We start from the raw sequence: 21,621 nt of genomic DNA on the forward strand, positions 1-21,621 counted from the left end.
TCGGCCTCAGCGCTCCAGCGCCGCCAGGCCTTTGCGCAGGTCCTCCGCGTTCATCACCGGGTAGATCTCTATCTCCGCGCCGACCTCGCCGAAGAGCGGCTCGGTGATGGACGGCAGCTCCGACGTGTCCTGCATGTCGAAGACGAAGGTGCAGCAGCGCCCGCCGTCGCCCGGCCCGAAGTAGGCCGCCTCCGGGTGCAACCGCTCCGTCAGCGCGCCCACCATCTTCGGCAGGGCTCCGCTCTTGATCGCCTCGTTCGCGGCCTGGGTGTCCAGACGTGCTCTCAACATGACCCTCATGGGACTCACTTCCTCCCTTCCAGAGTCCCGCCGTCCGCCCCGCACCGCACCTCAGACGAGGCGGCGTCCGGGTCAGCTGATCGCGTCCGCGAGAGCCAGTTCGTGCAGCTGGTCCGGCGGGCCGGGCCGCGCGTAGTACCAGCCCTGCGCCGTGTCGCAGCCCAGCTCCCGCAGCTGGTCCGCCTGGGCGCCCGTCTCGACGCCCTCGACGGTGACCGCGAGGTCGAGGCTGTGGGCGAGCGCCACGATCCCCTCGACGATCTTCAGGTCGACCGGGTCGGCGGGGAAGTGCTGCATGCCCTGGGTGAACGAGCGGTCCAGCTTGAGCACGCTCACCGGCAGCCGCCGCAGGTTGGCGAGGTTGGAGTAGCCGGTGCCGAAGTCGTCGAGCGCGATGTCCACGCCCATCTCGGCGAGCCTGCGCAACGGCTTGAGCAGGTCGTCGTCGGCCCCTATCAGCGCGGACTCGGTGACCTCCAGGCAGAGCGCGCCCGGCTCCAGGCCCTCGCGCTCCAGGATGTCGACCGTGTCGGAGACCAGGCCCGGGTGGGTGAGCTGCATGGGCGAGAGGTTGACGTTGACCCGCAGCGGCCCGGCGTCGCTGTGCCGGGCCTCCCAGCGCCGCGCCTGGCGCACCGACTCCTCCAGGACCCAGCGGCCGAGCGGCACGATGAGGCCGGTGTGCTCGGCGAGCGGGATGAAGCGGTCCGGGCCGATGATGCCGTGCTGCGGGTGCAGCCAGCGCACCAGCGCCTCCGCGCCGCGCACGCTGCCGTCGCCCAGGTGCACGAGCGGCTGGTACTCGATGAAGAACTCGCCGCGCTCCAGGGCCGCGGGCAGCGCGGTGGTCAGACCGTGCCGGGTGATGGCGCGGGCGTCGGCCTCGGGATCGGCGAGTTCGTAGCGGTTGCCGCCCGCGGACTTGGCGCGGTACATCGTGATGTCGGCGCTGCGCAGGACCTCCGCCGCGCCGCGCTCGCCGGACGGACCCTCCACGATGCCGATGCTGCCGCGCACGGTCAGCTCGCGGCCGTCGACGCGGATCGGGGTGGCGAGCACGTTCATGATGCGGCCGGCGAGCTCGTCCACCTCGGTCTCGGTGTCGGGGCCCGTGGTGAGCGCCACGAACTCGTCGCCGCCGAGCCGGGCCACCATCTCGCCGGGGGCCGTCGCGCAGGACTGCAGCCGGTCGGCGACCTCGACGAGCAGCCGGTCGCCCGCCGCGTGGCCGAGGCTGTCGTTGACGGTCTTGAAGCCGTCGAGGTCGAGGTAGCACAGCCCGAACCGGCCGCTGCCGCTCGCCGAGAGGGCCTTCTCCAGGCGCTCGAAGAACAGGGTGCGGTTGGGCAGGCCGGTGAGCGCGTCGTGCGTGGCCTCGTACCGCAGGCGGAGGTTGAGCAGCCGGCGCTCGGTGGTGTCCTCCATCAGCGCCAGCTGGTACTGCGGCATGCCGTCCGCGTCGCGCAGCAGGGAGACGGTGAGGTTGGTCCACAGGACGGTGCCGTCGGGGCGGTAGAAGGCCTTCTCCACCCGGTAGTGCTCGCGCTCGCCGCGGACCAGCTCCTCGTAGAGCTTCCAGACGTGCGGCGAGTCGTCGGGGTGCGTCCACTCCCCCACGTTGCGTCCGCGCAGCTGGTGCTCAAGTCCGCCGAACATGCGGATCAGCGCGTCGTTGACCTCCAGGACCGTGCCGTCGAGGTCGGCGATGCCGATGCCGATCGCGGCGCCGTGGAAGACGGCGCGGAACCGGGCCTCGCTGGCGTGCAGGGCCTCGGCGACGGCGCTGCGCGCGCTCAGGGCGGCCCGCGAGATCGCCTCCTGCTCGACGAGGGTGCGCTCGCGCAGCGCCTGGGCGAACCCGGCGGCCATGGCGTGCTGGATGCGCGCGGAGCGGGCCCGCAGCTCCTCGCGCGGGCCGTCGCCGCCGCAGTACAGGACGAGGTAGGCGTCGACGCAGTCGAGCGTGCGGCTGAGCGCCTCGGGGTCGGTGCAGTGCGTACCGATGAGCGCGGCGCCGACGGCCTGGCTCTCCGCCGCGTCGAAGACCCGCGCGCGCAGCGCGTCGCACAACCGCCGTGCGAGCGGCACGAGTTGCTGTTCGAACTCGGGACGGGTGAGCGAGGTGGCCGTCACGGGGAAGATCGCACGGCTCCAGATGGTGGCGAACCTGCGGATTCTCCCCTCCGGTCCGTCCTGCTCGCCGCTCAACGCTTCCGTCCCACGCCCGCGAATCCCGAGAAGGAGTAGGGATCCTCCTCCTCCGGGGCCGTGTCGGGCCGCCAGTGCGGCATCGGCACCAGGCCGGGTTCCACCATGTCGTATCCCTCGAAGAACCGCGCGATCTCGTCGCGCGAGCGCATGATCAGTGGATTGCGGATGTCCTTGTATACACCGACCGTCCGGCCGGCCTGCTCGGGGGGAACGGGGATCCCTTCGTACGAGGCGTGGCTGACGACCAGGAGGCTGCCGGGCGCCGTCGCATCCCGGAGCTCGGCGACCGCCGCACGAGGATCGTACGCGTCCTCAAGGAAGTGCAGGACGGCGACGAGGAGCACCGCGACCGGGCGGTCCAGGTCGAGGACCTCGGCCACCTCCGAACTGCCCAGAATGTCCCGGGGCTTGCGCAGGTCGCCGGCGATGGCCGCGGTCCGCTCGGTGCCCTCCAGGACCGCCTGGCCGTGCGCCACGGCGACCGGGTCGTGGTCCACGTATACGACGCGGGCCTCGGGGCTCGCCTGCTGCGCCACCTCGTGCACGTTGCCGAAGGTCGGGATGCCGGAACCGATGTCGAGGAACTGGGTGACGCCCCGACCGACGGCGTGCCGCACCGCCCGCCGCATGAAGGCCCGGTTGGCCTGCATGACCTTCGGCAGCCCCGGCATGAACTCCATGGCCTTGCGGGCGGCCTCCCGGTCCACCTCGAAGTTGTGCGAACCGCCCAGGTAATAGTCGTAGATGCGGGACACGCTGGGCATCGAGATGTCGATGCCGAGCGGTGCCCAGGCGGGACGCTCCATCAAGACTCCAAGGCGTAGGGGGGTGGCGCAGGCGTTCCGATGTTCGAGGGTGAGGCTACTGATCGTCCGCCAAGGGGGCGAGTCAAAACGGAAATTGGCCGTCCGTTCTCGGTCACTGCCGTTGGCAAGTGCCGTGCGCCACACATCGGACCGGCCCGCCCCCTCCCTGTGATATGGGAGGAGACGGGCCGGTCTGTCCGCGCGCCGTGCGGGCTACTTGGCGGCCCCCACCGGTTTCCCCTGCGGACTCGCGGCGTACCAAGTGCCGCCCACCCCTTGGCCGTTGACGTCTCCGGGCTTCTTGTCGCCCGCGAAGGTGTACAGCGGCCAGCAGTTGATCGTCTGCTGCTTCTCGCCGTCGGGCCGGTTGAAGACGATAAAGCCTTTCTCGAGGATTCCTCGAGTGTCGTTCTTGGCGACAGGCGCCACGACGGGCCACTTCTTCAGGCACGCGCCGGTGCACGCCGACTTCATCGGCCAGGCGGAGTCCTTGGTGAAGCGGTAGACGGTCATGCCGTTCTTGTCGACGACGATCTCGCCGAGCCCGGGGCCCTTGCGGGTGGACAGGCCGGCCGGGTCGACGGGCGCCGCACCGGCCGCCGAGGGCGCCGCCTTCTTGCCGTCGGGGGCCGCTGCATGCCAAGTGCCGCCCACACCCTGGCCCTTGGCGTCGCCGGGCTTGGTGTCCTGCGCGTACCGGTACATCGGCCAGCCGTCGATGGTGAGCTGCTTGGTGCCGTCGGCGGTGGTGACCTCGCCGAGCAGCGACGCGTCGACGCCGGGCGCGACCTCGGCGCCGTCGGCGGGGACGGCGGGCCACGTCTTGAGACAGGCGCCGGCGCAGGCGGACTTGGGCGGCTGGGCGGTGTCCTTGTCGAAGCGGTAGAGGGTGAAGCCCGCGCTGTCGGTGACGACCTTGCCCAGCTTCTTGCTGTCCCACACCGCGAGTTGCCCCGCGGACTTCGCCTTGGCGCCCTTGCCGGCGGCTTCGGAGTCCGACCCGTATCCGTCGTCCGACCCGTATCCGTCGTCCGCGCCGTAGCCGTTGTCCTTCGCGGGCGCCTGGTTGCCCACGTTCTGCCCGTTCGGGGACTGCTCGCCCTTGTCCTGGCCGCACGCCGTCGTCAGCGCCAGCAGGGCCGCGGCTGTCGCCACGAGCGAGGCGCTCCGCCAGGCCCGGGGGGAACCCCCACTTGGATGCAGCATCGTTGACTCCCACTGTCCACAGAGGTGTTGTGGCGCCCGATTGCGTCACACATGGCCCTAGGTACGGGCGGGAGCGGGCTTCGCGTTCAGCCGCGCCGCAAGATTCTTGACGCGGTCGATCCGCGTTCTTGACGCGGTTGCCCCTCGTTCTCGGCGGCGGTCGATCCGCCGCCGAAACAGGTCACGCGGCGTCAAACCCCTTGCCTGCGCGCATACTTCCTTCGGGTCAATAGAGGGGTTATCCGGCGTGGCGGACCCCTCCGCGGCCCATGCTCCCCGTCGTGCACCGAACTCAGCGGGCCCTGTCGCCCCTCGTCACACGCGTGTTGGCGCTCCTCGTACTGGCGTTGCTGCTCGGTGCCTCGTCGGCCGTCGGCACCGCCTCCGCCGACAACTGCGCCTACGCGTCGATCAACCAGGGCGGCGGCTCCTCCGGCGGCACGGTGGCCGTCTCGGGCGACGGCGCCCACTGCCACGCCGGGCCCACCCATCACCCGAAACCACCACACCCGAAACCGCCACCCCCGAAACCCACACCGCCACCGCCACCACCCCCGCCTCCACCGCCTCCGCCCTCTCCGCCGCCGCCGAAGCCGCGCCCTCCGCAGCCACCCCCTCCTCCGCCCGCCCCGGCACCGCCGCGACCGACCGTCCGGCCTGTGGTGCCGCCCCCGCCACCGCCCCCTGCGCCCGTCAAGCCGAAGCCGCGGCCCAAGCCCTCCGTCACCCCGCGGCCCACGCCGTCTCACCCGTCCGTGTCATATCCGGCGTACCACGCCCCGCCGCGCAGGCACCCCCCGCGCAGCGGCCCGTCCATCGTCACTCTCACCCTGCTCATCACGGCGCCCGCGGTGCTCGCCGTCGCCGCGCTGCGCCCGCGCTGACCGCCGGAGGTCTCCATGTCGGAATGGCTTGTTCTCACCCTCGCGATGGCCGCCGCCTGTGTGGTCGTGCTCGTCGTGACGCTGCTGCGGCACCGCAGGACCGGCGCGGACTACGACGCGTCGGAGACCCCGGACGTCATCGAGTACATGACGATGATGATCGGCGTGGTGTACGCCATCGTCCTTGGCCTGGCCATCGCGGGCGTCTGGGAGGCGCGGGGTTCCGCGCAGGAACACGTGCGCCTGGAAGCCCAGGCGCTGCACGAGGTCTCCGAACGCGCTCGGGTCTACCCGGAGGACGTCAGGGAGCGGATCCGCGCCGACGTACGCACGTATGTCAGCCATGTGCTCACCACCGAGTGGGACACCATGAAGGACAAGGGCGAACTCACCGACAGCGGCCAGGAACTGCTGACCCGCGTACGCCACGACGTGACCGACTACAAGCCGAAGTCGGACTACGAGGCGCAGGCGTATCAGCCACTCGTCGACGCGGTGGCGGCCGCGGACGACGCGCGCAGCGCCCGCGCGGACAGTACGGGGGCGACCATGCCCGGGGTGGTCTGGTTCGGCCTCATCATCGGCGGGCTCGTCACCATCGGCATGATCTTCGCCCTGCAGATCCGCCGCACGCCCCGCGAACTGATCCTGGCGGGCATCTTCTCCGCGCTGTTCGCCTTCCTGCTCTTCCTCATCTGGGACTTCGACGCGCCCTACAGCCGCGGGATCGCGGCGACGGCCGAGCCCTTCCACGCCCTGTTCCCCGGGCTCGGGGGCTGAGGACCGCCGATCCGGCCGGCGCTGCTGTCGGAGCGCGCTGTCGCCGGAGTGCGCTGTTGCCGGATTCCTCCCGATTGTTATGGTTTTTCTGTACGCGCTCCCCCGGGGGCCGGCCCTGCTGGCCGGCCCCCGGGGCCGTGTCACATGGAGCCGAACGGAACGGGGACGGGCGTGGAGCGGGTGCCGATGGCCGCCGGGCCGCTGGACTGGTCGCTGGTCGACGGGGCGGTGCCGCTCGTCGTGCAGATCCTCGGCGCGTCGGCACTCGCCGCCCTCCTCCTCTCCCGTGACCGCCGCTGGTGGACCCGGTTTCTGCCGCTCGCCGTCGTCACGGCGGCGCTCCTGACCGTCCTGGTCAAACTCACCGTCGACGACTGGTGGCAGCCGTTCCCCGACGAGCTCCCCGGCGACGTGATGGTGTGGCTCGGCGTCGCGATCCTCGGCGTGTGCCTGGCCCTCTTCCGGCTGCCGACGCTGCGTCCGCGCGGGCGCGCGGGCGCCCTGGTGGCGGGCGCGCTGGTCGTGGTGCTCGGGCTCTCCGAGGTGAACATCCACTACGACAACTACCCGACGCCGCGGACCATGCTCGGCCCGCAGGACACCGTCAGCCTCAAGGACGCCACGGGCGGCAGGGAGCCGATGGTCGACGTACCGCCGGGCAAGGCGCTGTCCGAGGTGTGGCGGGCGCCGGCCCGGATGCCCGCCAAGGGCACCGTGTCCACCGCCTCCGTGCCGGGCACGAAGTCGGGCTTCAAGGCGCGCGACGCGTACGTCTATCTGCCCCCGGCGTACCACACCTCACCCCGCCCGCCGCTGCCCGTCCTGGTGCTCATGGCCGGCCAGCCGGGATCCCCCCAGGACTGGATCACCTCGGGTCAACTGCCGGACATGATGGACGACTTCGCCGCCCGGCACGCCGGTCTGGCGCCCGTCGTCCTGGTGGTCGACCCGCTGGGCTCCCCCTTCGACAACCCGCTGTGCATGGACTCGCGGCTCGGCAAGGTGCAGACGTATCTCGCCGAGGACGTGCCCGACTGGGCGGCCGCCCATCTGCAGACGGCCACGGACCGCTCCCAGTGGGCGATCGCCGGGCTCTCCAACGGCGGCACCTGCGCCCTGCAGCTGGCCGTCAACGCGCCTCACCGCTACGGCACCTTCCTCGACATCTCCGGCCAGGACGAGCCGACGCTCGGGAGCCGCAAGAAGACCGTCGACGCGGCGTTCGGCGGGGACGAGGCGGCGTTCGAGAAGGTCAACCCGGTGGACGTGATGGCGCGGCGGACGTTCCCGGACACCTTCGGGGCGATCGTCGCCGGGACCGACGACTCGACGTACCGGCCGCAGGCGCTGAAGGTCTACGCCGCGGCGAAGAAAGCCGGCATGAAGGTCGAGCTGGTCCAGCTGCCGGGCGGGCACAGCTGGCAGGTGTGGCGACCGGGGCTGGAGAAACAGCTCCCGTGGCTGGCGTCGCGGACCGGCCTGACGCCCTGACCCCCCGGCGGCCGCACGCCCTGGCGCCTTCGCACGGCCCGGGGTGCCGCCCATGGAGCCACGCCGCCGAGTTCGCCCGACCGGCCCACCCATATGCCCCGTTTGCCCGACAGGGATCGCGGCCACCGGGGACCGAATTTAGCGTTTCGGGCATCGAGGTGCATTCAAGACATCAGCGGAAGAAGAGTCCGCAGCTGCTCCTCGGGGACCCGGAGGATCCACCATGCGCGCGATACGCGTCGCTTCGGCCGCTCTGCTCACCGCTTCCGCACTCGCCGTGACGGCCCCGACCGCGTCCGCGGCCGCCCTCGGCGAGGAGAACGTGACCGCGTTCGGCTTCAGCGTCTCCCCCAGCACGGTCGCCGCGGGCGGCCAGGTCACCCTCAACGTCGACGGCTGCGACGGCGAGACCAAGGTGACCTCCGGCGTCTTCGAGGACACCACGATCCACAAGGGCCAGAAGTCCGCCACCGCCCAGGTGTTCTGGGACGCCAAGCCGGGCGCGATGTACGAGGTGACGTTCACCTGCAACGGCAGCAACCCCGGCAGCGACAAGACCGACCTCACCATCGCCACCGGGCGCCCCGACCACAACAGCCACCACCCCGACCGGCCCGACCGCCCCGACCACCACGCCCACAAGGGCGTCAAGGCCGGCACCGGCGGCAGCTTCGGCGGCTTCGACCTGCACGAGATCGCCCTCGGCGGCGCCCTGATCGCGGGCACCTTCGGCGCCGCGTACTACAAGATGCGCCGGCGCACCGGCGGGGACCACTCCTGACCGTGGCCGGGCAGCGCTTCGCCCCCGGGACGTCTCCAGATCCCGGGGGCGCCGCACTCTCGCCCGCGGTGCGGGCACGCCGGGCTCGGGGCGGAAGGGGGACGCACCGGCCCGGCCGGACCTCAGATCCTGTTCTCGGCGCGGCGACGCATCCAGAAGACGCCGCCGCCGACCACCGCGGCGGTGACCAGCGCGCCGCCGATGACCATGTCGGTGCCGGTCGCGCCGGTGTGCGTGCTGCCGCCGATGCCGCCGCGCACCCCGCCGTGGATGACGGTGAAGGCGGCGGGACGGACCAGGCTCTTGCCACCGCAGTAGGCCGTGATGTCGTACGCGCCGGGGCGGGCGTGCGAGTGGATGGTCGCGGTGGCGCTGGCCGACGTGCCGCCCGGGATGGAGTGCAGTTCGGCGTCCGAGAAGGCGGGTGACGTGACCCTGCCGCCGGACTGGCAGGAGGACCCGTCGACGGTGACGGTCAGGTGACCCCCTCTCGGGATCACGCTGGGCATCGCCACGATGTTGGTCGGGTCGGCCCAGGCGGACGCGGTCGGGGCGGCGAGCCCGACGACCCCGACGGCCGCGGCGGCGACCGCGAGGGCACGAGTGGTCCGCATACGGGATGTACGCATGGCAATCCTCCGCGGAAGACGCCCCGGGGATACCGTCCCCGGTCGATCGGCGAGAGCGCCTCCCAGACTGACCCTCAGACGCGGTGCGCGGGGCCGCATGTCGGCGATCGGCCGTCCTGGTGAGACGACACGCCGGGGCGCGTCCGCGCAACCCGACATCACCGCAGGTCACGGACCGTCAGAAATTTCCTGCCGGGCGCGACTCGGATGGCGCACCCCGGTCCCCGCGCCACCCGTTCGCTCCCGCCCTTTCGCACGCCGCGCGCCCCGCGCTTAGCGTGCTGGTACGCGCAACGGACGCGGCACGCCTGCCGCGTTGAGAGGGGATAGAGAATGCCTTCGTCCCATCCGGCCGACGATTTCGAGTTCCAGGATGCCCGGGAGGACGAGAAGCCGAGGAAGCGCGCCCCGTGGGGCGCCATGGCGCTCGTCCTGCTGACCGGCCTCGCGCTGATCCGCAACGGCTCCGGGGAGTTCGACGTGGGCCCGCCGCAGCCCGCCTCCGCGGCCGCCGCCGACCGCACGCCCGACGCGGTCCCCGGCGCTCCGGCGCCCCTGGCGTACTCGCCGGCCGAGCGCGTGCGCATCAAGGGCATCCAGGTGGACGCGCCGGTCACCCAGGTGGGGCTCGACTCCGAGGGCTGGGTGGACGCGCCTCCGCCGGACGACTCCAACCTCGCGGGCTGGTTCACCGGCGCCGTCTCCCCCGGCGAGAAGGGCACGGCCGTGGTCGTCGGCCACGTCGACAACCAGCGCGGCCCCGCCGTCTTCTACGGCCTGGGTTCGCTGAAGAAGGGCAACCACGTCGAGGTCAGGCGCCAGGACAAGAAGACGGCGATCTTCAAGGTCTACGGCGTCGAGGTGTTCGACAAGGCCGACTTCCCCGGCGAGCGCGTCTACGGCAACAGCGGCACCCCCGAACTGCGCGTCATCACCTGCGGCGGCGGCTTCTCCAAGCAGGCCGGGTACGACGGGAACGTCGTGGTCTTCGCCCGTCTGGTCGCCGTGCGCTGACACGGGCACCAGGCGGGCGGGCGGTCCCACCACCGGGGTCCTGGCGGCGTCTCAGGTGAAGTGGGGATGCGGGAGCGTGATGCGGTAGCCGGAGTCGAGGAGCTGCGGCAGATAGCTGCGCAGGGCCTCGACGCTGCCCGAGCGGTCGCCGCCCGCGTCGTGCGAGAGGACGACGACGCCCGGTCCCGCGCCCGCGTGCACGCGCCGCACGATGGTCTTCGCACCGGGCTCGGTCCAGTCGAGGGTGTCCACGGTCCAGGCCAGCGGCTCCATGCCGAGGGCGGCCCCGATCTGGAAGGCGTTGCGGTTCCACGCCCCGTAGGGCGCCCGGAACCAGGTGGGGACGTCGCCGGTCACGTCCTCGATGACGTCGCTGGTGCGCTCGATCTCGTCGCGCATCGCCGCCCGGCTCATCCGCGTCAGCAGCGGGTGGGTCCAGGTGTGGTTGCCGATCAGGTGCCCGTCGTCGGCCATCTCGCGCAGCAGGTCCTTGTTGTCGACGGCCATCTCGCCGCAGACGAAGAACACCGCGCGGACGTCGTGTTTGCGCAGCGTCCGCAGGATGCGCGGGGTGTAGCGCGGGTCGGGCCCGTCGTCGAAGGTCAGCACCATCGACCGGTCCCGTCCCGGCATCCGCAGGATGGGGGCCTTGCGCACGTGGGGCAGGGCCCGCCGGGAGCGCGCCGGGCCGTACCCCGCCATGGGCTGCAGACGGTACGCGGAGGGCTTGCGCGCTCGCGCCGCCTGCGGGCCCCCGGCAGGGCCGCCTTCGGAGGCGGAGGGGCCCGGGGCGGGCGGCCGGTCCGTGCTGCCGCATCCCGCGGCGGCCGCGCCGAGCCCGAGGACGGCGGCGGTACGGAGCAGAATCCGGCGCCCTGGTGTCAGCTGATCGTCTTTCATGACTAATCCGTGGCACGGCCGGAGGCCCGCGCCCCACATCAACACCGGGGCGGCCCCCGAAAGCACCCGTTCAGACGCGGCGGACCAGGGGGAAGGGCAGGGTCTCCCGGATGGTCAGGCCGGTGAGGAACATGACGAGCCGGTCGACGCCGATGCCGAGTCCCCCGGTGGGCGGCATCGCGTACTCCAGGGCGTCCAGGAAGTCCTCGTCGAGCTCCATGGCCTCGGGGTCGCCCCCCGCGGCCAGGAGCGACTGTGCGGTGAGGCGCCGGCGCTGCTCCACGGGGTCGGTCAACTCGGAGTAGGCGGTGCCCAGTTCCGTGCCGAAGGCGACCAGGTCCCAGCGTTCGGCGAGGCGGGGGTCGGTGCGGTGCTGGCGGGTGAGCGGCGAGACGTCGGTCGGGAAGTCCTTGTAGAAGGTGGGCAGCGTCGTCTTCTCCTCGACGAGCCGCTCGTACATCTCCAGGACGACGTCGCCGCGGCCGTCGTCCGCCGTGTACGGGACGGCGGCGCGGTCGCAGTGCCGTTGCAGGCCCTCCAGCGGGGTGTCCGCGTCGACCTCCTCGCCGAGCGCCTCGGAGATCGCGCCGTACACGGTCTTGACCGGCCAGGGCCCGGAGATGTCGTGCTCGACGAGCCGTCCCGCGGCGTCGGCCTTGCGGGCGACGGGTGAGCCGAACGCGGCGGTCGCCGCGCCCTGGATGAGCTCGCGGGTGAGGTCGAGCATCACGTCGTAGTCGGCGAAGGCCTGGTAGGCCTCCAGCATGGTGAACTCGGGGTTGTGCTTGTAGGAGACGCCCTCGTTGCGGAAGGTGCGGCCCATCTCGAAGACCTTCTCCATGCCGCCGACGCAGAGCCGCTTCAGATAGAGCTCGGGGGCGATGCGCAGGTACAGGTCGAGGTCGTAGGCGTTGATGTGGGTGGTGAAGGGGCGGGCGTTGGCGCCGCCGTGGATCTGCTGGAGCATCGGCGTCTCGACCTCCAGGTAGCCGCGCTCCAGCAGGCCCTGGCGCAGTGCCTGGACGGCGGTGGAGCGGGCCCGCACCACGTCCCGCGCGCCGGGGCTCGCGACCAGGTCGAGATAGCGGCGGCGGACCTTGGCCTCGGGGTCGGTCAGGCCGCGGCGCTTGTCGGGGAGCGGGCGCAGGCACTTGCCGGTGAGCCGCCAGTCGGTGACGAAGACGGTCAGCTCGCCCCGGTCGCTGGTGCCGACCGTGCCGGTCGCGGTGATGTGGTCGCCGATGTCGGTGGCGGCGGTGAAGCGGTCCAGGACGTCGGCGCCCGAGGCGTCGCGGGCCAGCGCCAGCTGGAGGTCGCCCGACCAGTCGCGCAGCACCGCGAAGACGATGCCGCCGAAGTCCCGTACGAGCATGACGCGCCCCGCCACGGTCACCTGGCGCCCCGTCAGCTGCCGTGTAATGTGCGCCAGTTCGTGGCTGCGCGGTGGCAGTCCCACTGGGTAGGGGTCGACTCCTTCGGCCCGCAGCCGGTCGAGTTTGCGGTGGCGGATGCGGATCTGCTCGGGGAGCCTCGACGCGGCGTCGGCGTCGGTGGCCCCGCCCTGGCCGGCCAGGCCGAGCGCGGCGATGGAGGGGAGGCCCTCGGTGGTCGTGGGCCGGTTGACGCCCCGGGGCTTGTGGCCCTTGCCCCAGAGCTTGCGCAGGGACGGCACGGAGACGAAGCCCTCGGCGATGCCCGAGGCCAGGCTGATGCGGGCGAGGGCGCCGCTGTCGCCGTAGCAGATGAACCGCGGGTACCACTCGGGGTGGTACTTGGCGTTGGAGCGGTAGAGCGCCTCCAGCTGCCACCACTTGGAGAAGAACAGGAGCAGCTTGCGCCACAGCCGCAGGACGGGCCCCGCGCCGATGCGGCCGCCCTCCTCGAAGACCGAGCGGAAGACCGCGAAGTTCAGGGAGATGCGGCGCACGCCGAACTTGGGCGCGGCGGCGCACAGTTCGGCGACCATGAACTCCATGACACCGTTCGGCGCGGTGCGGTCGCGCCGCATCAGGTCCAGGGAAACGCCGTCCCTGCCCCACGGGACGAGGGAGAGCAGCGCGAGGAGCTTGCCGTCGGCACCGAGGGCCTCGACGAGGAGGCAGCCGCCGTCCTCGGGGTCGCCGAGCCGGTCCAGGGCCATGGAGAAGCCGCGCTCGGTCTCGGTGTCCCGCCAGGCGTCGGCCTTGTCGATGATCTCCTCCATCTCCGCGTCGGAGAGGGTGGAGTGGCGGCGGACCCGGGCGCTCGCCCCGGAGCGGCGCACCCGGTTCACGGCCTGCCGGGTGACGCGCATGTCGCGGCCGTCCAGGTCGAAGCCGGCGACGTGCAGGATCGCCTCGTCGCCGAGTTGCAGCGCGCCGAGCCCGGCGCGGGCGTATGCGGTGGCGCCGTCCTCGGACGCGCCCATCACGGCGGGCTGCCAGGCGTAGCGCCGGGCCACGTCGAGCCAGGCGCCGATGGCGTGCGGCCAGGCCTCGCGGTCGCCCACGGGGTCGCCGCTGGCCAGGCAGACGCCGGCCTCGACGCGGTAGGTGACGGCGGCCTTGCCGCTGGGCGAGAAGACGACGGCCTTGTCGCGCCGGGTGGCGAAGTAGCCGAGCGAGTCCTGCGCCCCGTACGTCCCGAGGAGCGCCCGGATCCGGGGCTCCTCGTCGCCGTGCAGGGCCGCTTCCATGCGCTGGGAGCGGAAGAGCGTGGCGGCGGCGTTCAGCAGGGCGAGGGCGCCGAACAGGCCGAGCCAGAAGTACAGGCCGCGCGGCGGGGCGCCGTCGAAGTAGTCGCCGCCGTGGATCAGCCCGCCGCAGACGCGGTTCGCCGCCCAGAGCAGCCGCTCCCCGCGCACCAGCGTGCCGGGGAACAGCTCGACGAGACCCCAGCCCAGCAGGATCGCGACGACCAGTCCGGCGGCGAGCACCGCGACGGCCCGCCGCACCGCGCCGCGCCGGGAGTCCGCGGAGAATTCCTTGCGGGCCAGGATGAGCAGCACGAAGGCGAGGGAGCAGACGACGAAGGAGGGCAGCGACTCGGCCCAGAAGCCGAGCGCGGCGCCGAGCACGTCGAAGGCGAGGAGCAGGCCCAGGTAGATCACGACGAGCCACCAGGCCACCTTCTTGCGGGCGGCGGTCGCGGCGGCGAGCAGGAAGAGGAAGACGGCGTACGCGAGGTTGGCGCTGACCGGGACCGTGACGAGGTCGAGGACGCGGATGACCGGCAGGAGCAGCCGGCGCAGCGGGGAGATCACCGCGAGGACCGCGCAGAAGACGCCGAGGACGCCGAAGAAGGTCGCGAACCCCTCCGGGACCCGGCCGAGGAGGCCGTTCCGTGCCCGGATCCGCCCGGTGGCCTCGGGTTCCTCCGTGCTGACCGTCATGGCACGACTCTAGGAAGAGGTGGGCCGCCGCGCGCGTCGAGCGGGGCGGTACGGGGCACGGGGCGCCCCGGGCGGAACGGGTGGGGGGCAAGGAGGACGGGCCGGGTGGGCGGCCCGGCGAGCAGGCGGTATGACCGCCTCCGCTAACCTCTCGGCGTGAGCGCAGATGAGTCCCAGCAGTTCGAGTCCCAGCAGTTCGAACGCGGCACCGACGGCCCCAAGGTGATCGTCGTCGGGGTCGACGGCTCCGATTCGTCGCTGCGGGCGGCGGCGTACGCCGGCGGCCTGGCGCGGCGGCAGCGGGCCCTGCTCGCCGTCGTGTACATCCAGCCGGTGCTCGCCGCGGGCGCCGCGTTCGGCGCCCCGGTCGCCGAGACCACCGATCAGATCGCCGAGGGACTGATCGCGGAGATCCGGACCGCCACCGAGCGTGTCAAGGGCATATTCGACGTCCGGTGGGAGTTCCACACCCTGCGCGGCGATCCCTACACGGGTCTGGTCACGGCGGCCGACGACCTGAAGGCGGACGCCGTCGTCGTCGGCGCCTCCGAGCAGGCGGGCCACCGCATCGTCGGCTCCGTCGCCATCCGACTGGTGAAGGCGGGACGGTGGCCGGTCACCGTGGTGCCGTAGGGGCACGGCACCCGGCGGCCGTGCGCTGAATGGCCCCGTCCGCGAGAACCTCTCGGACGCCCGAGGTGTGGCGTCTTCCGTCCCGGCCCGGGCTGGGCCATCATGATCCGCCATCAGCCGACTGCCGTCAGCGAAGAGGTGGAGCTCATGCCGGGACTCCGGATGGGACAGGGCGTACTGCGCCGCAAGCCCATCGGACACATCGACGAGACCGAGGCGGGGGCGGGCGGCGGACTCACCCGCTCCCTCGGTCTCTGGCAGCTCACCGCGATCGGCGTCGGCGGCATCATCGGCGCCGGCATCTTCACGCTCGCGGGCACCGTCGCCAACGAGAAGGCGGGGCCCGCGGTCCTGATCTCGTTCCTCATCGCGGGGGTGGCGAGCGCGGCGGCGGCGTTCTCCTACGCCGAGTTCGCGGGGCTCATCCCGAAGGCCGGCTCGGCGTACACGTACGGCTATGTGGTGCTCGGCGAGCTCACCGGGTGGTTCATCGGCTGGGACCTGCTCCTGGAGTACACGGCGATCGTGGCGGTGGTCGCGATCGGCATCTCCGGCTACTTCAACTTCCTGCTCAACGAGATGGGCGCCGAGCTGCCGAAGTGGATGCTGGGCGCGCCCGGCACGGGGGACGGCCACAAGGTCGACCTGTTCGCCGCGGTGCTCTGTCTGCTCATCGCCTACCTGCTCACGCTCGGCATCAAGAACGCGGCGCGCTTCGAGATGGTCGTCGTGGTCCTGAAGGTGCTCGTCGTCCTCGTGGTGATCGGCGTCGGGTTCTTCCACGTCAACACCGGCAACTACGAGCCGTTCTTCCCCTTCGGCGTCAGCGGCGCGTTCACGGGTGCGGCGACCGTCTTCTTCGCCGTCTTCGGGTACGACGCGATGAGCACCGCCGCCGAGGAGTCCAAGGACGCCCAGCGCCACATGCCGAAGGCGATCCTCTACTCCCTCGCCATCTCGATGGTGCTCTACGTCCTGGCCTGCCTGGTCCTCACCGGCATGCAGGGCTACAAGGACATCGACCCGGAGAGCGGCTTCTCCACCGCCTTCAAGTCCGTCGGGCTCGGCGGGCTCGCCGACGTCATCGCCGTCGGCGCGATCATCGGCATCCTCACCGTGATGTTCACCTTCATGCTGGGCGTCACGCGCGTGTGGTTCTCCATGAGCCGCGACGGGCTGCTGCCCAAGTGGTTCGCGAAGACGCACCCGACGCGCCACGTGCCGACGCGCGTGACGTGGATCGTCGGCTTCGCGTCGGCCGCCATCGCCGGGTTCCTGCCGATCGGCGAGGCGGCCGAGCTGACCAACATCGGCATCCTGCTGGCGTTCGTCGTGGTGTGCGTCGCGGTGATCGTGCTGCGCTACAAGCAGCCCGAGCTGCCGCGCACCTTCCGCTGCCCCGGGATGCCCGTGGTGCCGGCGCTCGGGGTCATCTTTTCCATCTGGCTGATCACGTTCCTGGAGTGGCAGACCTGGGTGCGGTTCGCCGTGTGGTTCGTGATCGGCCTCGTCGTGTACTTCGGCTACTCGTACCGCAACTCCGAGCTGGCGAAGGCGGACCGGGCCACGGACGGTAAGACGGGCGGGTGACGCCCGTCAGGCGCTCTGCTCGATCGACTTCTGGAACTCCCGGGCCATCTGCTCCAGGCCCTTGTTCTTCCACTCGGCCCAGAACGGCTTCCACTCACCGATCTTCTTGCGTCCGCTGACGATGTCGTTGACCAGGTCCGTCGCCTCGGTCGACATGCGCCCGTAGTGCTGGGTGTACGCGTCCGAGTAGTGGCCGACCGTCGGATTGCGCACGGCGGTCTTCATCAGCTTCTGCTCGGCCGCGTACACGTCCTTGACGTCCCTGGCCCGCTCGGTGCCCGGGAAGCTGGAGGCGATGAGGGCGAACGGCGAGGTCGTCGCCGTCGCCAGACCGCTGTAGAGCCCCTCGACCTGCTGCTTGCCCTGCTTGGTGCGGTCGGGGAAGCCGTGCTTGTCGTAGGTGAAGTCGTCGCCCTCGACGCCGTACTCCAGGAACTCGCGCTCCTTGGAGCCGAACGGCGCCGCCAGGTAGTCGAGGACGCGGAGCAGCATCCGCACCCGCTTCTCGTCGCCCTTCTTGATGGCGGTGTAGCCGATGGTGCCCAGGTGGTAGTGGTGGTTGGGCTTGTTGCCGCCGGCGGCGAACGGGATCATGATCTCGGTGGCGAGACCCGGGTCCTGGACGCGGATCTCCTGCCGCGCGTTGTACGGGTTGGCGTGCACCGTGGCGCCGATGGTGCCCTGCGCCATCTTGATGTACGCGTCGGCCATCTTGGGGTTGCCCGGGTAGAAGACGCCCGCCTTCTTCAGCTTCAGGACGAAGTTGAGCGTCTCCTCGTACTCCTCGGTGTCCTGGAACCAGGTCAGGGAGCCGTCCTTGTTCTGCCGCCACTTGTTCGGTGCGCCGAAACACTGGCTCAGCACGCTCGCGGCGTTGACGTAGATCGGTTCGAGGGCCCAGGTCTTGCCGCCGGTGACCTCCTTGCACTTGGCGAGGAACTCATCGGGGCCGCTCGCCTGGAGGCCGTCGGCCTTCGCCCAGACCTTCGGGTTGCCGGCGTAGACCTGGCCGAACGCCGGGTAGGGCACGGGGGCGCCCCAGATCTTGCCGTTGACGACGGCCGTCTTCCAGTGCGCCGGGGTCATCGCGGCGAGGTTCGGGTACCTCTTCACCGCGTCGCCCGAGACGTACTCGGTGATGTCCGCGCACTTGGCCTCAAGGAGCTCGGCGACGTGCTGGATGCCCTGGTTGGGAGGTATCCAGAGCAGGTCGGGCAGGTCGCCGCCCGCGATGGTCGCGGAGAACTTCTCCTCGTAGCCGGGGTCGGTGCCGAGGACGGCGGTCAGGTCGACGCCGAGTTCCTTGTCGAGCCTCTTCCAGTACCCGTTCGAGCCCTTGGGGGTGGGCGGCTGGGTCCAGATCTCCGTGAGCATGGTGATCTTCGAGCCGTCGCCGGGGGTCTTGGCGACGCTGCGGACCAGCTCCTTGGGGTAGGAGAGGAAACCCGCGGAGAGGCCGCGCGCGTTCGGGGCGAGGTCCGGCTCGATCTTGTCGAAGGGGACGTGCGTCGGCAGCTTCACCTTGGACGACGCCGCCTCGCCCGTCTTCTTCGCGGACGAGCCGCACCCGGTCAGGGAGGTGGCGGCCGCGCCCGCGGCGACGGCGGTGGACAGACTCAGAAAGGTGCGTCGGGACATGCCTGGCATGGGAATCTCCGCGGATGAGGTCTCGGGTGGGGAAGGGGGGCGGCGCGGGCGGGTGGTCAGCCCTTGATGGCGCCGGTGAGCACGCCCTTGGTGAAGTACTTCTGCAGGAACGGGAAGAGCGCGAGGATCGGCAGCAGCGCGAGCATGACGACGGCCATGGACAGCGACTGCTGCGGCGGCATGTGGGCGATGCCGAGCTGGTCGCTCGTCATCGACTTGTTCTGCACGACGTAGGTGCGCAGGACCAGCTGGATCGGCCACTTGCCGGAGTCGTTGAGGTACAGCATCGCGTTGAAGAACGCGTTCCAGTACGTCACCGCGTAGAAGAGGCCGACGACGGCGACGACACCCTTGGAGAGCGGCAGCACGATGCGGGTGAGGATCCGCCAGTCCCCCGCGCCGTCGATGCGGGCCGCCTGGTAGAGCTCCTCGGGGATGTTCATGAAGAACGCCCGCAGGACGACGAGGTTGAACGCGTTGATCAGCACGGGGAGGATCAACGACCAGTAGGAGTCGAGGAGTCCGAGCTCCTTGACGACCACGTACATCGGGACCATGCCGGGCGCGAAGAGCAGCGTGAAGAGGACCATCAGCAGGATCGGCTTGCTGCCCGGGACGCCGCGCTTGCTCAGGGCGTACGCGAGGCCGATCGTCGTCAGGAGCGAGAGTGCCGTGCCGACCACGGTGATCAGGACGCTGACGATCACCGCGCGGCTCACGATGCCGCCGGACAGGATCGTGCGGTACGCCTCCAGGGTGGGCTCGGTGGGGAAGAGGACGAAGCCGCCGGACTCGGTGATCTCCTTGCGGGAGGCGAGGCTGGTGGAGAGCACCGTGAGGAAGGGCAGGACCATCACGGCGCAGATGACCGTGATGACCACGGCCTTGGCGGCCGAGCCGATCTTCGTCGGTGGCTCCTCCCAGGCCGGGCGCTCCTCGCGTATCCGCCGGCCCTGGGTGCGCAGGGGGAATCCGAAGCTGCTCATTTGCTGTACACCCCGTGCTCTCCGAAGGCGTGGGCGACCTTGTTGGCGCCCCAGATCATCACGGCCCCGATGACGCCCTTGACCAGGCCCGCAGCGGCGCCGACGCCCCAGTCGCCGTAGACGACGCCGTGGTAGTAGACGTACGTGTCGAGGACCTCCGCGGCGCGGGCGCCGACGGCGTCGCGCTGGAGCAGGAACTGCTCGAAGCCGACGGAGAGCACGTCGCCGAGGCGGAGCACGAGCAGCATGATCGTCACGCCGCGGACGGCGGGCAGCGTGACGTGCCACATCCGGCGCCAGCGTCCGGCGCCGTCGACGGCGGCCGACTCGTACAGGCTCTGGTCGACACTGGCGAGCGCCGCCAGGTAAATGATCATTCCCCAGCCGATGTCCTTCCAGATCACCTGGCCGGTGATGAGGAGCGGGAAGGTGCTGGGGTCGCTCATCACGTCCAGCGGCGACATGCCGTGATCGCGCAGGTAGTTGCTGAACAGCCCCGCGCCGCCGAGGACTTGCTGGAAGAGCGCGACGACCAGGACCCACGAGATGAAGTGCGGCAGATACACGATGGACTGGACGAACTTCTTGACGCGCGGGCTGACCAGGCTGTTGATCAGCAGCGCGAGGGCGAGCGGCGCCGGGAAGAAGAAGATCAGCTGGAGCGCGGCGAAGGCCAGGGTGTTGCGGACCGACTCCCAGAACGCCGGGTCGGCGAACAGCTCCTGGAAGTTGGCGAGGCCGACCAGCGGGCTTTCCTTGAAGCCGATGAAGGGCTGGTAGTCCTGGAAGGCGATGACGTTGCCCAGCATCGGCACGTAGAAGAACCCGATGAAGAACAGCACGCCCGGGGCCATCAGGGCGAGCATCACCCAGTTGTTGCGCAGCCGGACCCGGAGCGGGGCGCGCAGCCGCAGCTTCGGATCCGGTTTCCCGGCGGGCGACTTGGACGTCGGACTCGACGCGGACGCGGGTGGTGACGCGGCCTGTGGCCTGCGTCGCGTTGCAGGGGATGTCACACGTTCTCCCTGGCCTGACGGCATGACGGCATGGGGTGGCACCGGCAACGGCTTCTCGTCCGCCCTCGGACGGATCCAATTAAGAAGCCAACTTGCCGAAAGTGAGCCACATCATGGAAGGGCTTCTCGCGCCCGTCAACCACCTGCGGGATTTAAGGGGTTGGACTTTTCTGCGCGGCGCGTTCGGTCTGCTCCATCTGTTCCAGCTGGTCCAGTGCGAGGCGGGCTGCCCCGATTGCGGTCGATTCCTCACCGAGCTCGGAGGTGAGCACCTCGGGTGCGTACGGGCAGTTCTCGGCGAGCCGGCGCGCGAACGGCTCGCTCAGCAGGGTGCCCGCGCGGGAGATGCCGCCGCCGAGCACGACGGCCCGCGGATCGAGCACGGCGACGTGCCGGGTGAGGCTGTCGGCCAGGCACTCGGCGAAGGCGCGCAGGGTGTAGCGGGCGCCGCCGTCGCCGGCCGCGGCGGCCGTGACGACGGCGCGTGCGGCGTTCTCCCTGGTGGGCCGCTCCGCGCCCTGGTGCCCGGCGAACCAGTCGAGAAGCCGCTGGTAGGAGCGTTCCCACCCGTCGCCCGCGACCATTTCGCCCGCCGCGCCGTGCCGGCCGCGGTGCAGTTCTCCGCGCAGCCACAGACCGATGCCGAGGCGGTTGCCGACGTACAGGTAGACGCAGTCGCGCACCGCGACGCTGACGCCGCCCGCGCACTCGGCGAGGGTGGCCAGCTGGATGTCGTTGCCGACGACCACCGGCCCGCCGACGGTGCCGGCGAGCTCCTCGGCCAGGTTCATCCCGGTCCACCCGGGCAGCGAGTCGCTCACCGCGACCCGGCCCTCGGTGTCGACCATGCCGCTGGTGCCGACGCCGGTGGCGAGCGGGCGCACCTCGGCCGCCTCGGGCCTGGCCAGGCAGCCGGCGATGGCGGTGCGCACGGCGTCGAGCCGGTCGCGTGCGCCGAGTTCGGGCGTGACGGCGACGCGCTGGGCGGCGACCGTGCGACCGAGCAGGTCGGCGGCGATCACCAGGATCTTGTGCGCGCCGATGTCCACACCGAGGACGTGGCCCGCCTCGGCGCGGAACCGGAACCTGCGGGCCGGGCGGCCGACGCCGCCGCTGCCGGGGCTCAGCTCGACCAGCCGCCCCTGGCGCAGGAGTTGGGCCGTGAGGTCCTGGGCCGTCGGCCGTGACACGCCGATCAGGGCGGCCAGTTCCGGCACGGTGATCTCGTCGCGCTCGCGCAGCACGCGCAGCGCGGCCGCTGCGTTCAGCCGCCGCAGCAACGACGGATCACCACTCAACGGGTCGCCGCTCATGGGTCCCTCCCCCTTGACAGCAAGATCGGTTGCTCTCAGGGTGACCCGGAGCGATTGAGAAACT

Annotated in this window: 18 protein-coding genes; 7 read left to right on the forward strand and 11 right to left on the reverse strand. The window is 71.2% G+C overall.

Annotated features, from left to right (window positions below):
- Window positions 1-6 precede the first annotated feature (6 nt).
- The 4 genes from ACFYO9_RS07095 to ACFYO9_RS07110 all read right to left on the reverse strand — a co-directional run bounded on the left by ACFYO9_RS07095 (window position 7) and on the right by ACFYO9_RS07110 (window position 4,523).
- On the reverse strand, window positions 7-300 hold the full coding sequence (locus tag ACFYO9_RS07095) for a DUF3303 family protein (RefSeq protein ID WP_355806665.1): 294 nt from the start codon (window positions 298-300) through the stop codon (window positions 7-9).
- Window positions 301-372: 72 nt separating this feature from the next.
- Window positions 373-2,508, reverse strand: a complete 2,136-nt coding sequence (locus tag ACFYO9_RS07100) for an EAL domain-containing protein (RefSeq protein WP_355806663.1) — start codon at window positions 2,506-2,508, stop codon at window positions 373-375.
- Window positions 2,505-3,317, reverse strand: coding sequence for an SAM-dependent methyltransferase (locus ACFYO9_RS07105; protein WP_358774378.1), 813 nt, complete (start codon window positions 3,315-3,317; stop codon window positions 2,505-2,507). The genes ACFYO9_RS07100 and ACFYO9_RS07105 overlap by 4 nt, the downstream gene beginning before the upstream one ends.
- A gap of 213 nt (window positions 3,318-3,530) precedes the next feature.
- Window positions 3,531-4,523 (reverse strand): SCO0930 family lipoprotein, encoded by a 993-nt coding sequence (locus ACFYO9_RS07110; protein WP_358774377.1) that lies wholly within the window; start codon window positions 4,521-4,523, stop codon window positions 3,531-3,533.
- 755 nt (window positions 4,524-5,278) lie between these two features.
- Here ACFYO9_RS07110 and ACFYO9_RS07115 point away from each other — a divergent pair.
- The 4 genes from ACFYO9_RS07115 to ACFYO9_RS07130 all read left to right on the forward strand — a co-directional run bounded on the left by ACFYO9_RS07115 (window position 5,279) and on the right by ACFYO9_RS07130 (window position 8,459).
- Window positions 5,279-5,407, forward strand: a complete 129-nt coding sequence (locus tag ACFYO9_RS07115) for a hypothetical protein (protein WP_355806658.1) — start codon at window positions 5,279-5,281, stop codon at window positions 5,405-5,407.
- Between the two features lie 15 nt (window positions 5,408-5,422).
- Window positions 5,423-6,187, forward strand: a complete 765-nt coding sequence (locus ACFYO9_RS07120; protein ID WP_355806656.1) for a hypothetical protein — start codon at window positions 5,423-5,425, stop codon at window positions 6,185-6,187.
- Between the two features lie 144 nt (window positions 6,188-6,331).
- The gene (locus ACFYO9_RS07125) at window positions 6,332-7,678 is read left to right on the forward strand and encodes an alpha/beta hydrolase-fold protein (RefSeq protein WP_355806654.1); all 1,347 of its coding nucleotides are present in this window, start codon (window positions 6,332-6,334) and stop codon (window positions 7,676-7,678) included.
- A 223-nt stretch (window positions 7,679-7,901) separates the two neighbouring features.
- The gene (locus tag ACFYO9_RS07130) at window positions 7,902-8,459 is read left to right on the forward strand and encodes a hypothetical protein (protein ID WP_355806652.1); all 558 of its coding nucleotides are present in this window, start codon (window positions 7,902-7,904) and stop codon (window positions 8,457-8,459) included.
- Between the two features lie 122 nt (window positions 8,460-8,581).
- On the opposite strand, the gene ACFYO9_RS07135 is transcribed toward ACFYO9_RS07130, so the two are convergent.
- On the reverse strand, window positions 8,582-9,073 hold the full coding sequence (locus ACFYO9_RS07135; protein WP_355807201.1) for a hypothetical protein: 492 nt from the start codon (window positions 9,071-9,073) through the stop codon (window positions 8,582-8,584).
- Between the two features lie 348 nt (window positions 9,074-9,421).
- Here ACFYO9_RS07135 and ACFYO9_RS07140 point away from each other — a divergent pair, with 348 nt between their 5' ends.
- Window positions 9,422-10,102: a class F sortase gene (locus ACFYO9_RS07140; protein WP_355806650.1), complete on the forward strand. Its 681-nt coding sequence runs from the start codon at window positions 9,422-9,424 to the stop codon at window positions 10,100-10,102.
- Window positions 10,103-10,153: 51 nt separating this feature from the next.
- Here the strand turns inward: ACFYO9_RS07140 and ACFYO9_RS07145 are convergent, their stop codons facing one another.
- On the reverse strand, window positions 10,154-11,002 hold the full coding sequence (locus ACFYO9_RS07145) for a polysaccharide deacetylase family protein (RefSeq protein ID WP_355806649.1): 849 nt from the start codon (window positions 11,000-11,002) through the stop codon (window positions 10,154-10,156).
- A 70-nt stretch (window positions 11,003-11,072) separates the two neighbouring features.
- Window positions 11,073-14,372, reverse strand: a complete 3,300-nt coding sequence (lysX, locus tag ACFYO9_RS07150; RefSeq protein ID WP_358774375.1) for a bifunctional lysylphosphatidylglycerol synthetase/lysine--tRNA ligase LysX — start codon at window positions 14,370-14,372, stop codon at window positions 11,073-11,075.
- Window positions 14,373-14,528: 156 nt separating this feature from the next.
- Here lysX and ACFYO9_RS07155 point away from each other — a divergent pair, with 156 nt between their 5' ends.
- Window positions 14,529-15,005 (forward strand): universal stress protein, encoded by a 477-nt coding sequence (locus tag ACFYO9_RS07155; protein ID WP_355806646.1) that lies wholly within the window; start codon window positions 14,529-14,531, stop codon window positions 15,003-15,005.
- Between the two features lie 147 nt (window positions 15,006-15,152).
- Complete coding sequence (locus tag ACFYO9_RS07160; RefSeq protein WP_358774373.1) at window positions 15,153-16,595, forward strand: amino acid permease; 1,443 nt, start codon at window positions 15,153-15,155, stop codon at window positions 16,593-16,595.
- A gap of 6 nt (window positions 16,596-16,601) precedes the next feature.
- Here ACFYO9_RS07160 and ACFYO9_RS07165 read toward each other — a convergent pair whose 3' ends face one another.
- The 4 genes from ACFYO9_RS07165 to ACFYO9_RS07180 form a co-directional block, all read right to left on the reverse strand.
- Window positions 16,602-18,233, reverse strand: coding sequence for an extracellular solute-binding protein (locus ACFYO9_RS07165; RefSeq protein ID WP_358774371.1), 1,632 nt, complete (start codon window positions 18,231-18,233; stop codon window positions 16,602-16,604).
- Window positions 18,234-18,298: 65 nt separating this feature from the next.
- Window positions 18,299-19,228, reverse strand: coding sequence for a carbohydrate ABC transporter permease (locus ACFYO9_RS07170; RefSeq protein WP_355806640.1), 930 nt, complete (start codon window positions 19,226-19,228; stop codon window positions 18,299-18,301).
- Window positions 19,225-20,268, reverse strand: a complete 1,044-nt coding sequence (locus ACFYO9_RS07175; RefSeq protein ID WP_388666061.1) for an ABC transporter permease — start codon at window positions 20,266-20,268, stop codon at window positions 19,225-19,227. The genes ACFYO9_RS07170 and ACFYO9_RS07175 overlap by 4 nt, the downstream gene beginning before the upstream one ends.
- A gap of 128 nt (window positions 20,269-20,396) precedes the next feature.
- Window positions 20,397-21,557, reverse strand: coding sequence for an ROK family transcriptional regulator (locus tag ACFYO9_RS07180; protein ID WP_358708499.1), 1,161 nt, complete (start codon window positions 21,555-21,557; stop codon window positions 20,397-20,399).
- Window positions 21,558-21,621 lie beyond the last annotated feature (64 nt).

It is taken from the genome of Streptomyces sp. NPDC005863, assembly GCF_042871345.1.
Taxonomy (GTDB): Bacteria; Actinomycetota; Actinomycetes; order Streptomycetales; family Streptomycetaceae; genus Streptomyces.

Bases quoted from the DNA above. Each gene is read 5' to 3' on its own strand.
- ACFYO9_RS07170 (WP_355806640.1), bottom strand. From the start codon at position 19,228: ATGAGCAGCTTCGGATTCCCCCTGCGCACCCAGGGCCGGCGGATACGC.
- ACFYO9_RS07180 (WP_358708499.1), bottom strand. From the start codon at position 21,557: ATGAGCGGCGACCCGTTGAGTGGTGATCCGTCGTTGCTGCGGCGGCTG.
- ACFYO9_RS07175 (WP_388666061.1), bottom strand. From the start codon at position 20,268: ATGCCGTCAGGCCAGGGAGAACGTGTGACATCCCCTGCAACGCGACGC.
- ACFYO9_RS07120 (WP_355806656.1), top strand. From the start codon at position 5,423: ATGTCGGAATGGCTTGTTCTCACCCTCGCGATGGCCGCCGCCTGTGTG.
- ACFYO9_RS07145 (WP_355806649.1), bottom strand. From the start codon at position 11,002: ATGAAAGACGATCAGCTGACACCAGGGCGCCGGATTCTGCTCCGTACC.
- ACFYO9_RS07140 (WP_355806650.1), top strand. From the start codon at position 9,422: ATGCCTTCGTCCCATCCGGCCGACGATTTCGAGTTCCAGGATGCCCGG.
- ACFYO9_RS07165 (WP_358774371.1), bottom strand. From the start codon at position 18,233: ATGTCCCGACGCACCTTTCTGAGTCTGTCCACCGCCGTCGCCGCGGGC.
- lysX (WP_358774375.1), bottom strand. From the start codon at position 14,372: ATGACGGTCAGCACGGAGGAACCCGAGGCCACCGGGCGGATCCGGGCA.
- ACFYO9_RS07135 (WP_355807201.1), bottom strand. From the start codon at position 9,073: ATGCGGACCACTCGTGCCCTCGCGGTCGCCGCCGCGGCCGTCGGGGTC.
- ACFYO9_RS07130 (WP_355806652.1), top strand. From the start codon at position 7,902: ATGCGCGCGATACGCGTCGCTTCGGCCGCTCTGCTCACCGCTTCCGCA.
- ACFYO9_RS07160 (WP_358774373.1), top strand. From the start codon at position 15,153: ATGCCGGGACTCCGGATGGGACAGGGCGTACTGCGCCGCAAGCCCATC.
- ACFYO9_RS07110 (WP_358774377.1), bottom strand. From the start codon at position 4,523: ATGCTGCATCCAAGTGGGGGTTCCCCCCGGGCCTGGCGGAGCGCCTCG.
- ACFYO9_RS07125 (WP_355806654.1), top strand. From the start codon at position 6,332: ATGGAGCCGAACGGAACGGGGACGGGCGTGGAGCGGGTGCCGATGGCC.
- ACFYO9_RS07105 (WP_358774378.1), bottom strand. From the start codon at position 3,317: ATGGAGCGTCCCGCCTGGGCACCGCTCGGCATCGACATCTCGATGCCC.
- ACFYO9_RS07095 (WP_355806665.1), bottom strand. From the start codon at position 300: ATGAGGGTCATGTTGAGAGCACGTCTGGACACCCAGGCCGCGAACGAG.